The organism is Tenggerimyces flavus, assembly GCF_016907715.1.
GTDB lineage: Bacteria > Actinomycetota > Actinomycetes > Propionibacteriales > Actinopolymorphaceae > Tenggerimyces > Tenggerimyces flavus.
The window spans coordinates 5,376,013-5,392,215 of sequence record NZ_JAFBCM010000001.1 but is presented as its reverse complement, the minus strand read 5'-3'; the positions used below and the strand labels follow the sequence as shown (position 1 = coordinate 5,392,215).

At 68.4% G+C, this 16,203-nt stretch carries 14 protein-coding genes; 5 read left to right on the top strand and 9 right to left on the bottom strand.

From position 1 onward, the window contains the following. The first annotated feature begins 82 nt into the window (after positions 1–82). Positions 83–214, top strand: a complete 132-nt coding sequence (locus JOD67_RS41340) for a hypothetical protein (protein WP_275577175.1) — start codon at positions 83–85, stop codon at positions 212–214. Here JOD67_RS41340 and JOD67_RS25220 read toward each other — a convergent pair. The 5 genes from JOD67_RS25220 to JOD67_RS25200 form a co-directional block, all read right to left on the bottom strand. After that, entirely contained in the window at positions 211–1,137 is a 927-nt protein-coding gene (locus JOD67_RS25220) for a thermonuclease family protein (RefSeq protein ID WP_205120168.1), read from the bottom strand. The genes JOD67_RS41340 and JOD67_RS25220 overlap by 4 nt on opposite strands. Before the next feature lie 108 nt (positions 1,138–1,245). Then, a complete protein-coding gene (locus JOD67_RS25215) occupies positions 1,246–3,075 on the bottom strand; it encodes a type 2 periplasmic-binding domain-containing protein (protein ID WP_205120167.1) in 1,830 nt (609 codons plus the stop codon). Positions 3,076–3,103: 28 nt separating this feature from the next. After that, on the bottom strand, positions 3,104–4,096 hold the full coding sequence (locus JOD67_RS25210; RefSeq protein WP_205120166.1) for an ABC transporter permease: 993 nt from the start codon (positions 4,094–4,096) through the stop codon (positions 3,104–3,106). A gap of 4 nt (positions 4,097–4,100) precedes the next feature. Continuing rightward, entirely contained in the window at positions 4,101–5,000 is a 900-nt protein-coding gene (locus JOD67_RS25205; RefSeq protein WP_205120165.1) for a carbohydrate ABC transporter permease, read from the bottom strand. 114 nt (positions 5,001–5,114) lie between these two features. Continuing rightward, a complete protein-coding gene (locus JOD67_RS25200; RefSeq protein WP_205120164.1) occupies positions 5,115–5,813 on the bottom strand; it encodes a GntR family transcriptional regulator in 699 nt (232 codons plus the stop codon). A gap of 260 nt (positions 5,814–6,073) precedes the next feature. Between JOD67_RS25200 and JOD67_RS25195 the strand changes: the two genes are divergently transcribed. Beyond that, positions 6,074–6,322: an SDR family oxidoreductase gene (locus JOD67_RS25195; protein WP_239554037.1), complete on the top strand. Its 249-nt coding sequence runs from the start codon at positions 6,074–6,076 to the stop codon at positions 6,320–6,322. Here the strand turns inward: JOD67_RS25195 and treZ are convergent. Beyond that, positions 6,319–8,037: a malto-oligosyltrehalose trehalohydrolase gene (gene treZ / locus JOD67_RS25190; RefSeq protein WP_205120163.1), complete on the bottom strand. Its 1,719-nt coding sequence runs from the start codon at positions 8,035–8,037 to the stop codon at positions 6,319–6,321. The two genes, JOD67_RS25195 and treZ, sit on opposite strands and share 4 nt — an antisense overlap. A gap of 19 nt (positions 8,038–8,056) precedes the next feature. Between treZ and JOD67_RS25185 the strand changes: the two genes are divergently transcribed. Continuing rightward, the gene (locus tag JOD67_RS25185) at positions 8,057–9,070 is read left to right on the top strand and encodes a zinc-dependent alcohol dehydrogenase family protein (protein WP_307782544.1); all 1,014 of its coding nucleotides are present in this window, start codon (positions 8,057–8,059) and stop codon (positions 9,068–9,070) included. On the opposite strand, the gene JOD67_RS25180 is transcribed toward JOD67_RS25185, so the two are convergent. Then, positions 9,057–9,551, bottom strand: a complete 495-nt coding sequence (locus JOD67_RS25180) for a class I SAM-dependent methyltransferase (protein ID WP_205120162.1) — start codon at positions 9,549–9,551, stop codon at positions 9,057–9,059. The two genes, JOD67_RS25185 and JOD67_RS25180, sit on opposite strands and share 14 nt — an antisense overlap. Positions 9,552–9,647: 96 nt before the next feature. On the opposite strand from JOD67_RS25180, the gene JOD67_RS25175 reads away from it, so the two are divergent. Beyond that, positions 9,648–10,832 (top strand): serine hydrolase domain-containing protein, encoded by a 1,185-nt coding sequence (locus JOD67_RS25175; protein WP_205120161.1) that lies wholly within the window; start codon positions 9,648–9,650, stop codon positions 10,830–10,832. On the opposite strand, the gene JOD67_RS25170 is transcribed toward JOD67_RS25175, so the two are convergent. After that, positions 10,829–12,874, bottom strand: a complete 2,046-nt coding sequence (locus JOD67_RS25170; RefSeq protein ID WP_205120160.1) for a HelD family protein — start codon at positions 12,872–12,874, stop codon at positions 10,829–10,831. The two genes, JOD67_RS25175 and JOD67_RS25170, sit on opposite strands and share 4 nt — an antisense overlap. Before the next feature lie 226 nt (positions 12,875–13,100). On the opposite strand from JOD67_RS25170, the gene JOD67_RS25165 reads away from it, so the two are divergent. Next, the gene (locus JOD67_RS25165) at positions 13,101–13,325 is read left to right on the top strand and encodes a hypothetical protein (RefSeq protein WP_205120159.1); all 225 of its coding nucleotides are present in this window, start codon (positions 13,101–13,103) and stop codon (positions 13,323–13,325) included. A gap of 77 nt (positions 13,326–13,402) precedes the next feature. Here the strand turns inward: JOD67_RS25165 and JOD67_RS25160 are convergent, their stop codons facing one another. Beyond that, positions 13,403–16,168, bottom strand: coding sequence for a glycosyl hydrolase (locus JOD67_RS25160; protein ID WP_205120158.1), 2,766 nt, complete (start codon positions 16,166–16,168; stop codon positions 13,403–13,405). Positions 16,169–16,203 lie beyond the last annotated feature (35 nt).

Genomic DNA, 16,203 nt, shown 5'->3' with positions numbered 1-16,203 from the left:
GCCGGAAGTAGAGCTGACTGCTCACCTCGGCGAGGACGATCAACACCACGAGCTTGAGCGCACCGATCAACGGAACGCTGTCATGGCCGTCACCTACCAGGGCTCGATCGACGTCATGCTCGCGCACCTCGATCAGCATCCCGAGCTCGATCCGCGCGACTACGCGGCCGAGCTCGCGAAGATCCTGCTCGGCGGCATGCAGGCCAAGGCCTAGTCGGCGCTGACCAGTCTCGGGGCGGGGGTGAGGTTGAGGGTGCCGATCGCGGTCTGCACGTCGGCGGGCCAGATCCACAGGCGGTACACCGGCGGGACGTCGATGTAGTCCTCCGGCCCGTGCAGCACCCGGGTCCGCAGGTCGGCGCAGTACCGTTCGCGCCAGCCGTATCGGGCCGCGCCCGTCACCGGCTTGCCGTCCTCGATCCCCTTCTTGGCAATGGAGAACAGCTTCTCCATCGCGCGGTACTCGTACGCCAGCAGGGTGTTCTTGTCGCTCCAGATCCCCTTCTTGCCCTTCACCGCCGCGGCGGCCGCCTCCAGGAACAGCGGCAGGTCCAGCTCGCCCGGGATCGAGGGGTAGAGGATGAACGGCGCGGCCCAGCCGGCGGCGATCAGGTCCAGGTTGAACGTGCCGCGCTGCGCTCGCGTGAGCTTCGCCAGCTCGGTCGTCGAGTAGTTCGGAGCGATGTAGGCGAGCAGTCGGTTGTTGTTGTCGAACGGGGCGTCGGCGATCCGGATGAACAGGTTGCGCTTCTCGTCCTCGTTCGGCGGATCCTTGCGCAGCCGCTTGTCGATGTTCTCGTGCTCGAACGCCGAGGCCGACTTCCCCTGCGTGAAGTGCAGGGTCCCCGCCGATCCCGTGGCCAGCTTGGGCTCCAGCACCTTCGACAGCCGAGCGGAGATGGGCACGTCCGCAGGGCGTTCGCGCATCCACTCCGCGAGCTGCAGGAACTTCTTGTCGACCTTCGCCGCCCCGTCGGGCGTACGAGCCGTCACCTCCGGCGTGTCCACCGACAGCATCCGGATCGGCATCCGGATGTTCGGGGTGTCCCCGTCGGTGACGTCGACGAGCGCGCGTGCGCCCAGCGACGGCATCGACAGGCCGGCAGGCGACCACAGGACCTGAATGGGATCGATCATCGCGAACGTGCCCCCACGGTGGTAGCCGGTGCGTCCCGTACCCCGTGTCCACCGGATGGCTACAGGCTAGGGACCGACCACGACCGTGGGGGCCAGTTCGGGCAATCTTTACTTGTTGTACGCGTCCAGGGCCTCCTGATACGTCTGCAGGTACGACTCCAGACCGATCTGCTCGATCGTGTCGACGTACTTCGTCCAGACCGTGTCGTCCTCGACGTTCAGGCTGCCGATGATGAACTGCGCGGTGCTCGCGTTGATGTGGCTGTTGAGGTTCGTCGCGATCTCCGCCGCGGTCGCGGCCTGGTCCTCGTTCAGATAGACCGGCGGCAGCTGCAGCTCCTGCGCCTGCTTGTGCGGGAAGTAGTTGTCCCGGCTGTTGGTGTACAGCGGCTGCTCGAACGTGGGGTTCTTCGGGTCGACGACCTCACCGAGCCGGTAGTCGTTGGACCGGTAGTTCGTGCCGTTCTGACCCCACCACGTACCGTCGGGCAGCTCCGACCAGGTGCCGATCGTGGTCCAGAGCGCCTGCTTGCCGCTGATGCCCATCTCGCCCTGCTTCGCCCAGCGCCAGGTCTTGTCCTTCACGCCGCTGTACGAGCGCATCTGGGTCTCGAGCTCGTACTGCCCGTCGGCCCACATCACCGCCACCGCGGGGTTCTTGCAGGCGTTGGTGACGACGAACCGGCCGTTGGCCCACGGCGCGTAGTAGTCCCACGTCGAGATCTGCGTTCCGGACGGCCCCTTGAGCGTCGGGACACAGACGTAGTCGCGCCACGGGGCGTCGGGGGAGTCGTCGTCGATGGTGAGGAACGAGCCCCAGTAGAACGCGCGGACCGCGCCGAGGATCCGGTCGCCCTTCTTGTCGCCGACGCGCCGCAGCTGGTCGCCGTTCTGGGTGAAGCTCTCCTTCGCGATCAGGCCTTCCTTGTAGAGGCCGGCGATGTAGCGCAGCCCCGCGCGCCACTCGTCCCTGTTCGCGACGAACTGGACCTTGCCGTCGTCGCCGACCACCAACCAGGGGTCACGCGCGTTCGTGCCGGTGAACGGGATGTACATGAACGAGCCCATGAAGTAGTTCGTGAGGAACGTCTCCGAGTCCGCCATCAACGGCGCTTCGTCGTTCTTGCCGTTGCCGTTCGGGTCGCGCGTCTTGAACGCGATGAGCATGTCGCGGAACTCGTCGAGCGTCTCCGGCATCTTGAGCCCGAGCTTGTCCAGCCACGGCTTGTAGACCCACATCCGCTGGCCGCCGGCCTTGCAGTGGTAGCAGTCGTTGACGTACGGCATCGAGTAGATGTGTCCGTCCGGCGCCGTGATGACCTTCTCGGTGTCCGGGTAGTCCTTGTAGACGCGCTTGATCTCCACGCCGTAGTCGGCGATGTACTTCTCCAGCGGGAGGAACAGCCCTTGCTGGCCGTACAGCATGAGCTGGGAGTTGGAGAACTGGATGTTCATGAAGACGTCGGGGATCTCGCCGGCAGTGATCATCGCGTTGACCTTGGCCATCGTCTCCGGCCACTGGTCCTCGATGCCGACGGATTGGAACTCGGCGTGCACGCCGGTGCGTTCCTCGTACCACTTCGAGAACTGGTTGTTGTTCCAGTCCGCGGTCTCCTTGTCCTTCGGGACCACGATCTTGAGCGTGACCTTCTCTTCCCCGACGACGAGCTTGCCCTTCTCGGACGCCATCGGGCCGATGTACCCGTCGGGGTAGATGACGCCCTTCAACGGTGTGGTCTTCGGGCCGCCCTTGACCGCGGCGGCGTCCGCGACCGGAGCCGCACCGGACCCGCCGCTGCCCTTGCCGCCGGAACAGGCGGCCAGCAGGCTGCTGCCGGCGGTGGCGGCCAAGCCGATGCCCAAGGCGCCGAGTACGAACTCGCGACGTGATCGCGCTCGGCCAGGTGACTGAGCCCCGTGCGTGTTGTCCTGCGTCATCGTCCTTTCCTTCCTGCTACGAGGTTCCTCACCAGAGGCTTGTCTTGGCGAGACGGCGGGCGATCTGGTTGGCGATCACGAGCAGGACGAGCCCGATCACCGCGCGGAACAACCCGATGGCGGCCGCGTACGAGATCTGCGGGACCTGAGACGCGATCCCGACCTTGTAAACGTAGGTGTCGATGACCTCGGCCGTTCCCATGTTCAGCGGCGTCTGCATCAGCAGCACCTTCTCGAAGCCGACGCTGAGGATCGAACCGATGTCGAGAATGAGCAGGATGACGGCGATCGGCATGATGCTCGGGAGGTCGATGTGCCACATACGTTGAAGTTTCGTGGCGCCGTCGACGACCGCCGCCTCGTGGAGCTCCTGCGGAACGCTCGAGAGCGCGGCGAGGTAGATGATCGCGGAGAAGCCCATGCTCTGCCACGCGCTGGACCACACGTACACGTGCCGGAACATGCCCGGGTCGCCCATGAAGTTGACGCCCTCGATGCCGACGAGGCTCATCAGGTTGTTGAGCAGCCCGGTGCGCGGGTCGAGGAGCAGGAACAGGATGCCAACCACGACGACAGTGGAGATGAAGTGCGGTGCGTACGTGATCATCTGCACGGAGGCCCTGAACCAGCGCACCCGAACGTGGTTGAGCGCGAGCGCGAGGATGATCGGCAACGGGAACCGCACGACCAGCTCGTACACATGCAGGAACACGGTGTTCTCGATCAGCGGCCAGAACTGGTACGCGTTGATGAACCGCTCGAAGTGCTGCAGCCCGACCCACGGGCTCGCGGAGATTCCGTCGATGGGGTTGAAGTTCCGGAACGCGATCTGCACGCCATACATCGGCCAGTAGTGGAAGACGATCATGTACGCGACCGGCAGGATCAGCATGACGTACAGCTGCCAGTTGTGCTTGATCTGCCGGCCGATCGCCGCGCGCTTGGCTCGGCGGACGCCTCGGTCCCGGCCCGAACCGCTTCGACGGGTCTGAGGCCGGCGCTCTTTCGTCAGGGTCGCCATGTCCTCATCCCTTCAACGAGCCGATCATGATCCCCTTGACGAAGTGCTTCTGCACAAAGGGATACGCGATCAAGGGCGGTATCAGTGCGATCACGATCAGGCAATACTTCAGCAGGTCGCGAAGCTCCTGGCGTCTGGCGAGCTCGCTCGCGTCGACCATCGCGCCGGGGTCGATGCGGTTCTGGATGACGATCTCGCGCAGGACCAGCTGTAAGGGGAACAACGTCTGGTCGGTGAGGTAGATCAACGCGTTGAAGAACTGGTTCCAGTGGCCGACCGCGTACAGCAGCGCGTTCACCGCGATGATCGGTTTCGACAGCGGGACGACGACCCGCCAGAAGAAGTTGAAGTCGTCGCAGCCGTCGAGCCGGGCGGCCTCGTGCAGCTCGTTCGGGATCGTCACCTGGTAAAAGGTGCGGGTGATGATCATGTTCCAGACACCCATGGCCGTAGGGAGAATCAGCGCCCAGCGGGTGTCGAGGAGGCCGAGGTCCTTGACGACGAGGTAGGTGGGGATGAGGCCGCCGCCGAACAGCATCGTGAACGCGAAGAAGAACATCAGCACGTTCCGGCCGTAGAGGTCACGGCGGGCCAGCGGGTACGCGGCGAGCAGCGTCAACGTGACGTTGATGATCGTGCCGACGCCCGCGTAGAACAGCGAGTTGAGGAAGCCGGAGACGATCGTGCGGTACTCGATCACCGCCTGGTAGCCGTTGAACGTGATGTCGACCGGCCACAACCAGACCTCGCCGCTCGACACCGCGATCGGCGAGCTGATCGAGGCGCTGATGATGAACACCAGGGGATAGAGCACGACCAGCAGGAAGATCGTCAGGACGAAGTAGTTGACGACGTTGAACGCCTTGTCCTGTTTGGGTTCCTTGACCGCAGTAACTGTCGTCATGGTCGCTACTCCGCTCCCTTCTTCTGGTCTGGCACGAGGGCGCACTGAGGTACGCCACGCTCCACCCGCGTGCGTTTCTCCGTTGTCTGGTGCGGCTTTGTCGCTGTGTCGGCGTTAGCGGTCGGTCGGGTCGTCGTAGACGGGCAACAGCCGGTCGCGCGAGGCCTCGAGGTGTGCGCACATGGCCGCCTCGGCGGTCTTGGCGTCACCCGACGCGATCGCGGCGACGAGCTGTCTGTGTTCGCGCAGGGCTGCCGTTCCCATACCCCCGCGATACCGCAGCCGCAAAATGTGCAGATGACAGTGCGTCCTGGCCAGGGCGCGCCGCATGTGGTCGTTGCCGGACAAGGACTGGATCAGGTCGTGCAGGCGTTCGTCGTGCGCGGACAGGCCGCGGTAGCTCTGGTAGTACTGCCCGGTCGGTGCCTTCGGGCAGGTGGCCAGTTCGGCCTTCAACGCCGCGACGCCCTCGGGCGTGATGCGTTCGGCCGCGCGGGCTGCCGCCCACGGCTCGACGACGAAGCGGAACTCGAACAGGTCGTACAGCTCCTCCTTGCTGAACAGGGGAGTCGTGGAGTAGCCGCGGAACGGTTCCTTGGTGACCAGGCCGACCGCTTCCAGCCTGACCAGCGCCTCACGCAGCGGAGACTGCGAGACGCCGAGCTGCCGGGCGGCCTCGTCGAGGTTCACTCGCGAGCCGTGGTCCAGGTTGCCGTCCATGATGAGCTCTTTGAGCGCCTCATAGACGCCGTCGGCGAGATTCTGTCGACGGGGCAGCGGCGCGGAGGTCTGCCACGTCACGTCTCCCGCCATCGCAGACCTCCGAGGGGTTGGATCAGTTCATCCTCGATCCACGATCCTATTTTCCGTACGATCCCGCAATAGCTCCGATGTTTACACGGCTGACCACATGAGGACACCGGAACGACATACCGACTGCATAATCAGCGCGTGCTGTTCTGCGTCCTCGGACCTGTTGAGGTCCTGGCGGCTGACGGGTCGGCCTCAGCTCTGGTGGACGTTCGGGACCTGCCGTTCGCCGAGGCGTCGTCGGTGTGGCTGGAGGAATGCGGTTGGCGGTCGAGGTCGCTGGACGTGAAACGTCGGAGGTCTGCTTCGTGGACCTCGCACCTGTTCCCGCCGGATCATCCGATCTTCTCCTGGTGGCCGTCGCCAGCGTGACGGCGCTTGGGCGGATCGGCCAGCCGGACGAGATCGCGAACGTCGTCGCCTTCCTCGCCTCCGACGAGGCCAGCATGATCACCGGTGCGACGGTCGACGTCAGCGGCGGCACTTGGCTCGGGCCCAAGATGCCCGCCTAGCGGACAACAGCCACCGAACGGCCGGGCACGGAGACCACTCCGTTCCCGGCCTTCGTGTCGTCCGGCCGCCACGCGAGCACGACCGACCCGGTCAGCGGGACGTCTTGGGCGTCCTCGGCCACGTTGAGCACCACCCGGAACCTCCCCCGCGCGACCACCAGCCACCCGGCGGCCTCGTCGTACGACACGTCGACCCGATCCAGCCGTGGATCGGCGAGGTCCGGCTCGGTGCGGCGCAGCTGGATCAGGTCCCGGTACCAGCGCAGCAACGCGTCGTGCGGTGCCCGAGCGGGCTCCGACCAGTCCAGCTTCGACCGTTCGAACGTCGCCGGGTCGCCGGGATCGGGCACCTCCGAAGGCTTCCAGCCGTACGGCTCGAACTCCCGCCGCCGCCCCGTCCGCACCGAGGCCGCCAGCTCCGGATCGGGGAAGTCGGTGAAGAACTGCCACGGCGTCGCAGCGCCCCACTCCTCGCCCATGAACAGCATCGGCGTGTACGGGCTCGTCAAGATCAACGCGGCGCCGATCGCCAACTCATCGACGGACAACCGGTCGCCAGCAGCCCGGTTGCCGATCTGGTCGTGGTTCTGCACAGAGGCGACGAACCGCCACCCGGCGGTCCGCTCCCGATCCACCGGCCGGCCGTGAGTACGGTCCCGGTAGGCCGACCAGGTCCCGTCGTGGAAGAACGCCGACGACAGCACTTTTGCCAAGCAGGCAAGGGATCCGAAGTCGCAGTAGTACCCGTCCCGCTCGCCGGTCACCAGAGCGTGCAGCGCATGGTGGACGTCGTCGTCCCACTGCCCGTGCACGCCGTACCCGCCCGCCTCGCGCGGCGTCACCGTCCGCGGGTCGTTCCGGTCGCTCTCGGCGATCAGCCACAACGGTCGCCCAAGCGCGGCAGCGGTGGCGTCGATCTCCTCCGACAGCACCTCCAGGATGTGCACCGCGCGCTCGTCGTGCAGCGCGTGGACGGCGTCCACCCGGAGCGCGTCGACGTGGAAGTCGCGGTACCAGCCGAGCGCGTTGTCGATCACGAAGCGCCGCACCTCGTCGGAGCCGGCGTCGTCCAGGTTGACCGCGGATCCCCACGGCGTCGAGTGCTTGTCGGTGAAGTACGGCCCGAACTCCGCGAGGTAGTTGCCGCTCGGCCCGAGGTGGTTGTAGACGACGTCGAGGCACACGCCGAGCCCGCGCGCGTGGCAGGCGTCGACGAGGCGCTTCAGCCCGTCGGGGCCGCCGTACGGTTCGTGCGGCGCGAACAGCGCGACGCCGTCGTACCCCCAGCCGTGGACGCCGTCGAACGCGGCGACCGGCATCAGCTCGACCAGCGTCACCCCGAGCGAGACGAGGTGGTCGAGGCGTTCGATCGCGGCGTCGAACGTTCCTGACGCGGTGAACGTGCCGACATGGACCTCGTACGCCACGGCGCCGGCCAGCCCGACGCCCCGCCACGCGTCGTCGGTCCACGCGAACAGGGAGTGCTCGTACACAGCGCTCGGCGCGTGCACGCCGTCCGGCTGCCAGCGCGAACGCGGATCGGGACGAGCCGGACCTTCGTCGACGGAGAACGCATAACGCGTGCCCTGACCGGCATCGGACACCTCCGCGGTCCACCACCCGCGGTTGTGCCGCTCCATCGGCACGGTCACCGGACCGAGGTGCACGGTGACGGTGTCCGTCGCGAGCGGCGCCCAGAGGCGGAACGTGGCCATGACCCGTACCTTGTCAGACGTGGCAGCTGCCAAACCTGAGGCGATGCGGGCGTGGGTGGTGAAGGCGCCGGGGGAGCTCGAGCTGGTGGAGCTGCCCGTGCCGGCTCCGGCGCCGGACGAGCTGTTGTTGCGCGTGGTCGCCTCGGGCGTCTGCCGTACGGACCTGCACGTGCTCGACGGCGACCTGCCACCGCACAAGTCGCCGGTCGTGCCGGGCCATCAGGTGGTCGGCGAGCTCGTGGCCTCGGGATCGAAGGTGCCGCCGACGTACGTGCCAGGCGTCCGCTACGGCGTCCCGTGGCTGCGGCGGACCTGTGGCGCGTGCGTGTTCTGCCTGCGGGGCAAGGAGAATCTCTGCCCCTCGTCGGTCTACACGGGGTGGGACGCCGATGGCGGGTACGCGGAGTACGTGACGGTGCCGGCCGCCTACGCCTACCAGCTGCCGTCCAACTACTCCGACGAAGAGCTGGCGCCGTTCCTGTGCGCGGGCATCATCGGCTACCGCGCGCTGCGGCGCTCGGAGCTGCCGCCGGGTGGCCGGCTGGGGATCTACGGGTTCGGCGCGTCCGCGCACCTCACAGCGCAGGTCGCGCTGGCGCGGGGTGCCGAGGTGAACGTGCTGACCCGGTCCGCCGCGGCGCGGGCGCTGGCGCGCGACCTCGGCGCGTCGTGGGTCGGCGACTCGACCGACCGGCCGCCGGAGCCGTTGGACGCGGCGATCATCTTCGCGCCGGCGGGGTCGTTGGTGCCGGTGGCCTTGGAGGCGCTCGGGCGGGGCGGGACGTTGTCGATCGCGGGGATCTACCTGTCGGAGATCCCGCCCCTGGACTACGACCGGCAGCTGTTCCAGGAGCGCGACGTGCGGTCGGTAACGGCGAATACGCGGCAGGACGGGAACGAGTTCATGTCGCTGGCCGCGATCCACCCGTTGCGCGTGGAGGTGTCGCCGTACCCGTTCGCGCGCGCCGACGCCGCCCTGGCCGACCTGCGCGCCGGCCGCATCCGTGGCGTCGGCGTGCTCACCATGCCCTGACACCCATGCAGTGCTCGGTGCGGACCGGCTCGGTCTCGAAGCCGCCGGCACGCAGCGCCGCGGTGATGGGCGCGGTGACGCGATCGGCCGAGCTGGGGCCGTCGGTGCCGTAGAGAACGTGCAACGTGCCTTGGGGCTTGAGGGCCGCGCGGAGGATCGCGACCTCGTGGGCGGGGTCGCGCGTCCAGAACAGGTTGACGTTCAGGCAGAACGCCTTGTCCAGGCTCGCAGCCGGCAGGTCCAGCTCTTCGAGCGATGCCTGGCGGACGACCAGCCGGCCGGCGGCGAGGTGCTCGGCGTTTCGCGCCTCGGTCCGCTGAACGGCGACCGCCGACCGGTCGACGGCCAGCAGCTGCCCGTCGCCGAGCCGTGCGCAGACGAGGCCGGCGGAGACGCCAGGCCCGCCGCCGAGCTCGAGAATCCGCTCGCCTGGTTGGGGATCGACGAGGTCGACGGCCGCACGTACCCGGTCCGGAATCATGCTCCATCATGCGCACGAAGTGCGGGTCGGGCCAGGGGAGGGCGGGGGAACATCCCCGATGGTCAGCGGTGGCCGGTCGCTGCGAGGGTCGGACGCATGGGCTTTCGTGCGACTATCAGGAAGAACTGGCGGTCCGGCGTCGCGGTCGTCGCGGCGGGGGCCGTCGTGGCCGCGGGACTGAGCGGAGGGGCGGCGGCACAGACTGTGGACGATCGAGGCGACAGACCGAAGCAGTTGCAGCGTGACGCCGACGCGGTCCTGGCCACGGAGGCCAGCGGCGTGCTGGCCTCGGTGACCACCCCCGAGGGGCGGCAACGCGCGCGCAGCGGCGTCGCCGACCTCCGTACCAAGCAGCCGGTGCCCTGGGACGCGTACTTCCGGATCGCCAGTACCACCAAGCCGTTCGTGGCGACGGTCGTATTGCAGCTGGTGGGCGAGGGCAGGCTCTCCCTGGACGACAAGGTGGAGCGGTGGTTGCCCGGTCTGGTGCGGGGCGACGGCATGGACGGCCGCGAGATCAGCATCCGGCAGCTCCTCCAGCACACCAGCGGAATCCCGGAGTACGACGGCGTGGCACTGGAGCAGGTAACGACGCCGGAGGGGTGGCGCGCGGAACGCTTCCGTACGTACGAGCCCGAGGAGCTCGTCGCCATGGCGATGCGGCAGGAGCCGGTGGAGGGCTGGTCGTACTCCAACACCAACTACGTCCTGGCCGGGATGGTCATCGAGAAGGTGACCGGCAACCCGTGGCAGCAGGAGGTCCACCAGCGCATCATCGAGCCGCTCGGCCTGCGGCACACCCTGATCCCGGGCACGTCCGCGAACCTGCCGGAGCCGAGGCTGTCGGTGTACAAGCGGCTGAGTCCGGACGGCCCACTGACCGACATCTCCGAGTACGCCGCCGGCCACCCGGACAGCTCGATGATCAGCACCACCGACGACGTCGGTCGCTTCTTCCGCGCGCTGCTGGGCGGCAAGCTGCTTCGCCCCGCCGAGCTGAAGCAGATGACTGAGCAGACAGTTCCGGCGGGGCAGTACCAGCAGGTCTGGAAGGACGCTCGGTACGGCCTCGGCCTGATGAAGCGGAAGCTGGACTGCGGCGACTGGGTCTGGTTCCACGCCGGCGGGGTGTGGAATTCCCTGTCGGACAACGCGGTCACCTCCGACGGCCGCGCGAGCGCGTCGGTCGCGATCGCGAGCCTGCTCGGACCCGGCGTGCCTCCGATCGAGCAGTACCAGAGCAGCGCCGCGCTCATCGACCACGCGCTGTGTCGGACCTAGCTGGCGAGTGCTTCCGGCAGCGGGGTCGAGTGCACCACGTGCAGCGTGGAGACGGCTCGCGTGAGCACGACGTACAACCGGTGCAGGCCGCGCGGCTCGGCGGCGACGATGTGGGCTGGCTCGGCGACGACGACGCCGTCGAACTCGAGGCCCTTGGCCAGGCGGGCGGGGACGCAGACGAGCCGTGCGGACTCCATCGCGTCCTCGGTCTCGCCGAGCATCGCCGACTCCAATCCTGAAGCCAGCAAGGCCTTCCGGAACGAGGCGATGTCCTCGTCCGCGGCGATCAGCGCGACCGAGCCCTCGCCGGCGAGCGCCGAACGGCAGGCCGAAGCGAGCCGCGCGGCGAAGTCGTCCGACCCCGTCGCCACCACCTGCAGCGCGTCGGGCATCGACCGGACGCTGCGGGTCCGGGCCAGCGTCGGCGCGATCGTCGGCAGCAGCCTGGAGGCGAAGTCGATGATCTGCGCCGGCACCCGGAAGCCCCGGTCCAGCTCGACCAGCGTCGCGTCGGCGATGCCCAGGTGTCCCAGCACGTCCGCCCACGACAACGGAGCCCATGGCGTGGTCGCCTGCGCGAGGTCGCCGAGCACGGTGACCGACCCGTTCCGGCACCGCCGCGACAGTGCCCGCAGCTGCATCGCCGACAGGTCCTGCGCCTCGTCCACCACGAGATGGCCCAGGGCGGTCGGCTGGTGCTCGAGCAGGTCGGCGAGCTCGTCCAGCAGAACGGAGTCCGCCTCGGTCCACTTCACCGACTTCACCGACCGCGGCGCCTTCGCCCACAGCAGGTCGGTCTGCTCCTCGGCGGAGAGCACGCCGTCGGCGGCCGAGGCGAGGAACGAGGCGTCCGACAGCAATCGGTGCAGGACGAGCTCCGGCGTGAGCTTCGGCCAGACCGCGGTCACGACGTCCTTGACCGGCTTCGAGCGCGCGGCCGCGTTCTGCGTCCGGTCGTCGGTGATCTCGCCGCGTTCCTCCATCTTCACCAGGACGGCGTGCGCCAGCCGTTGCGGGAGCGCTGCCCGCGCCGGCTCGTACCTCGTCGCGCTCTGGTGCAGCGCGGCGACGATGTCGATGACCTGGTCGGCATGGACGCGGTACCGCATCGAGCCCTTCGCGTAGAGGATCCCCTCCGACGGCGTGCCGACGTTCAGCCACACCGCCCGGCGCAGCACCGCGGCCATCCGCGCGTCGCCCTTCACCCGCGGGGCAGGGCCGGACTCCGGATGCAGCACCCGATAGGGCGCGATCACCTCGTCGATCGTCGACTGCTTGACGTTCACCTCACCCAGCGCCGGCAGGACCTTGCGGATGTAGGAGAGGAACGACTTGTTCGGCCCGACGATCACGACGCCGTCGCCGCGGCCGAGCCGCTCGCGTTCGGTGTAGAGCAGGTACGCGATCCGGTGCAGGCCGATCGCGGTCTTGCCGGTACCGGGCGCGCCCTGCACGCAGATCGACGGGTGCAGCGGTGCGCGGACCAGGTCGTCCTGCTCGGGCTGGATCGTCGCGACGATGTCGCGCATCGGGCCGGTACGAGGCCGTTCGATCTCCGCCCGCAGGTACGCCTCGCCGTCGGCGGGAACGGAGCCGTCGGTCAGCGGCTCGTCCTCGAAGCCGGTCAGCTCGGCGGCGTCGGAGTAGCCGTACCGCCGGCGCAGCAGCACGTGCTGGCGGTCCGTGCGGGTGGCTCGATAGAAGGGAACGGAGACCCGGGCCCGCCAGTCGATGACCAGCGGCATGCCCCTGTCGTCGATCACATGGCGGCGGCCGATGTAGAGCCGGTCGGACTCCTCGACGGTGCCGTGCTCGTAGTCGAGCCGGCCGAAGAACAAGGGGACGTCGGGGAGGTCGACGAGTGCCTGGGCGCGGATCCAACGGTCCCGCTGGTAGGCCTCGTTGGTGAACCGTTCGTCGTTGTCCTCGCCGCCGATCAGCGGGGTGTCGAGGTTGACGACTTCGGAGTGCATGCGGCGCAGGGCCGCACGGGCTTGCAGGAGGTAGGCGCGTTCGATGGCGAGTGCAGGGTCTTCTTCCATGGGAGTGGAGGCTCCTGGGAGGCGATCGGCTGGGTGGTGAGGGGAATCCCGCCCCGGACTGCTGTCCGGTTCGTTCCGATCCCAGACGGACCGACGAACGTATCAGGCCGTCCAGATGGCCAGCTACCGAATATTCCTCGAACGAATTCTGCCGGCAGCGATGATTTCTCGAGCTCGGCTCCGTCTACCTAGCAACAGGGCAAGAAACCAGGAAGGAAGGCCCGACATGAGCACCGTACTCACTCTCCCAGCAGTCCACGCTCGTACCTCCCGCGGCGACCTGCTCGGTCAGCTCGAAGACCTGGCCGAGGTCCTGCACGACCAGGGCTGCGGCTGCCGCGCCGTCGGCGACCGCCGCGGCTGCTGGGCCTGGACCTCCGGCCGCTTCCACCGCGCCGCCGAGCGCGCCCAGCGTGACGGCGTCCGCCTCACCGACCGGGTGGCCGCGTGAGCTACCTGACCCAGAAGTGAACGTGCGGCCCTGCCTGCGCTGCTCCGAAGGGGAGCAGAACGGACAAGGCCGCATGATCACGCGACAGACACCCGCACCGGCCCGATCAGGCCGCTGGGACGCTCGACCTCCTCGAACGCGTTCGTGTTCGTGTTCGCCACCTCGATCTCGAGCAGGTTGTCCCCGACGACCACGTGCTCGGTGACGTCGAGCCGGTACGGCGGAAACGCCAGGGGAGCGAGCGGTAGGCAGTTGACGAAGACCTGTGCGGTCTCGAGCACGGTGCCGAGGTCGAGGAGGACGCGGCCGCGACCTGCGACCTGGAACCGGCTCGTGTAGCGGCCGACCCCGGAGTATCGCGCCAGCCCGAGCTCGTGCCAGCTGCGTAGCGGGCCGCGGAACGTCCGGCCGGCGACCTCCAGCTCCCAATCGTTCAACGCCTGCGTCACACCGCCCTCGACGTCCCGGTCCGGTGCCGCCGATCCCTCGCTGGACAGGACCAGCAGGTACGACTGCCACGGTGCGAAAGCGAGGTCGACCTCGACGGCTCGTCCCGCATCGACGGTGGCGGCTCGGCTCCACCGCTCACCCGTCACCGGATCCCATTCCTCGACCCGCTGGACGGGACCACCGGCGGCGAGGCGGACGTGCGCCGCGAGTTCGTGGCCGGACTCGTTCACGAGGAAGTAGACGTCGTCGTGACCGACCCGGCGACGGACATACCGGACGAAGCTGGACGGGCGATGGAGCTTGGTGTCCTTGCGGCCTCCGCGCCGGGCCTCGTCGACGAGCACCAACGCGGTGTCGCCGTCGCCGAGGTCGACCACGACGTCGGGTGATACGGCCTCGGCGAGCAGGGACGAGACCGCGCCGACGCCTGCTGGCACGTACCCGAGCCGGCCGGCTCCCCACGGCACGTACCCGGGATCGCGCAACGCCACCAGCCGCGCGCGAACATCTGCCCAGGACGGCGGCAGGTCGCTCCACACCGCCCGGCTCGGCGGCTCCTCGACGAACACGACGGTGCCGCCAGCCTCCGCGAACGCCAGCAACTGACCGAGCGCCGGTCCGGAAATCGTCTGGAGCGGCGGGACGACCACCGCGCGGAACGTCTCGTCGCCGACCTGCAGCAGTTCGCCGTCGACCTTGGCCTCCTCGACCGCGACATGGTCGAGCAGGTCGACGTCCCACTGGGTGCCGAGCAGGGTCTGGGTCAGCCGGATCATCGCCAGGTCGGTGCGCTGCAACGCGAGGCCGCGTTCGGGCAGCTCCCACGGCTCGGTCGCCGCGCCGTCGAACGGCCCTGGTGCCGTCGGCGTGAGCTCTGCCCACGCCGCGTCGATCGGGTAGTAGACGCCGACCGGTGCCGCATGCCGTCCGGCCGACAGCACAGCGGACAGCCGCGACACGTACGTCCAGAGCGGACCGCTGTGCTCCCACCAGGGGTTCTGGAAGAACTCCGAAGGCGGGCACTCGTACTTCCGGTGCCCCTCAATGCTGTAGTAGAAGCCGTGGCAGGACAGCCAGTTGACGCCGCGGACGTACTGGTAGTCGACGATGCGTTTCATGTACGCAGGCGCGAGCTTCCAACCGGCCAAGGCGAACGTCTCGCTCAGCACCCGCGACCGGCCGTTGAGGTGCGCGATCGACGACACCAGCTTCTCGGTGATCTTGTCGGTGGCCTCGTCGATCCGGTCGAGCGCGGGGACCTGGAACGGGGCGAGCGCGCGGAACGGGCTGGCGGAGTGGCGGGTCATCGTGAACAGCCACTCTTCCCACTCCAGGTGGCCGGTGAGGCTCACGCCGTGGGCCGCGCACCAGCGGGCGAGCTTGCCGAAGAACCGTTCGTCCAGCAGCTCCGCGACCGTCTTCCACAGGTCCGCGCGCAGTTCGTGGCTGTGCACGCCGAGGTCTTCCCAGAGTCCGGGCAGCAGCGGGAGGAGCTCGTACCCGCGCCGCGCCGCGAACTGCTCGGCGAAGTCGCCGGTCCACGGGATCGAGCCGGGGTTGCGATCCCAGAAGTTGTTGTAGAAACCGGGTTCGTCGACGAAGAAGCCGATGATCGTGTCGCCGAAGTACTCCTCGAACCGGCGGTAGTACTCGTCGTGCGTCTCCTCGATGAACGCCGTCGTCGCGCCGTCGTTGATGAGGTCGGTGTACGGGAACGCGCTGTAGACGGCCATCCAGTCCGTGGCAGTGACCCGTGCCACAGTCACACACCACCGTCCCGCCGGCGCCTCCCAGGTGACGCCGCCGTCGTCGAACGCGACGGCCTGCGGTGCCTCCTGCGCGTAGGTGTGCTCGAACGCCGCGGTGTCGGACCAGTCGGTGGGCAAGGCCGCGTTGACATGATGCACGCGCAACGGGTCGACTGGCTTCGGCCGCGCCTCGGCGATCCGCGCGGCTCCGACCGCGACCACCTCGTCCGGCCGGTCGAAGTCTCGTGCTACGCCGAGGAAGTCCAGCCGGAGGACGTCCGGGCCTTCCACGTAGTGCCGCTCGATGCTGAGGTTCTGCCCCACGTAGCCGGGATCCCTCGCCACGACCCGGCCGCCGGCGTAGCCACTCGGCCAGTTCAGGTCGTCGTAGACCCACACCTTCATTCCGAGCCGGGCGGCCTCCTCGATGACGAGCCGGCAGCGGTCGAACCAATCCTCAGACAGGTAAGGGATCCCGAGCCCTTCGCGGCCGTGGATGACGAACCCGAGCACCCCTCGTTCGTGCATGAGGTGCAGTTGGCGCAGCAGCTCGTCCGGCTCCAGGTCGCCGTTCCAGAACCAGAACGGGCAGGCGCTGTGCTCGGCGGCCGGGTTCGCGAAGAGTGCGCGCAGGTCGGCTGACATGGCCAAGACGCTGCCGCCCCGCGCGCACTCTTCGG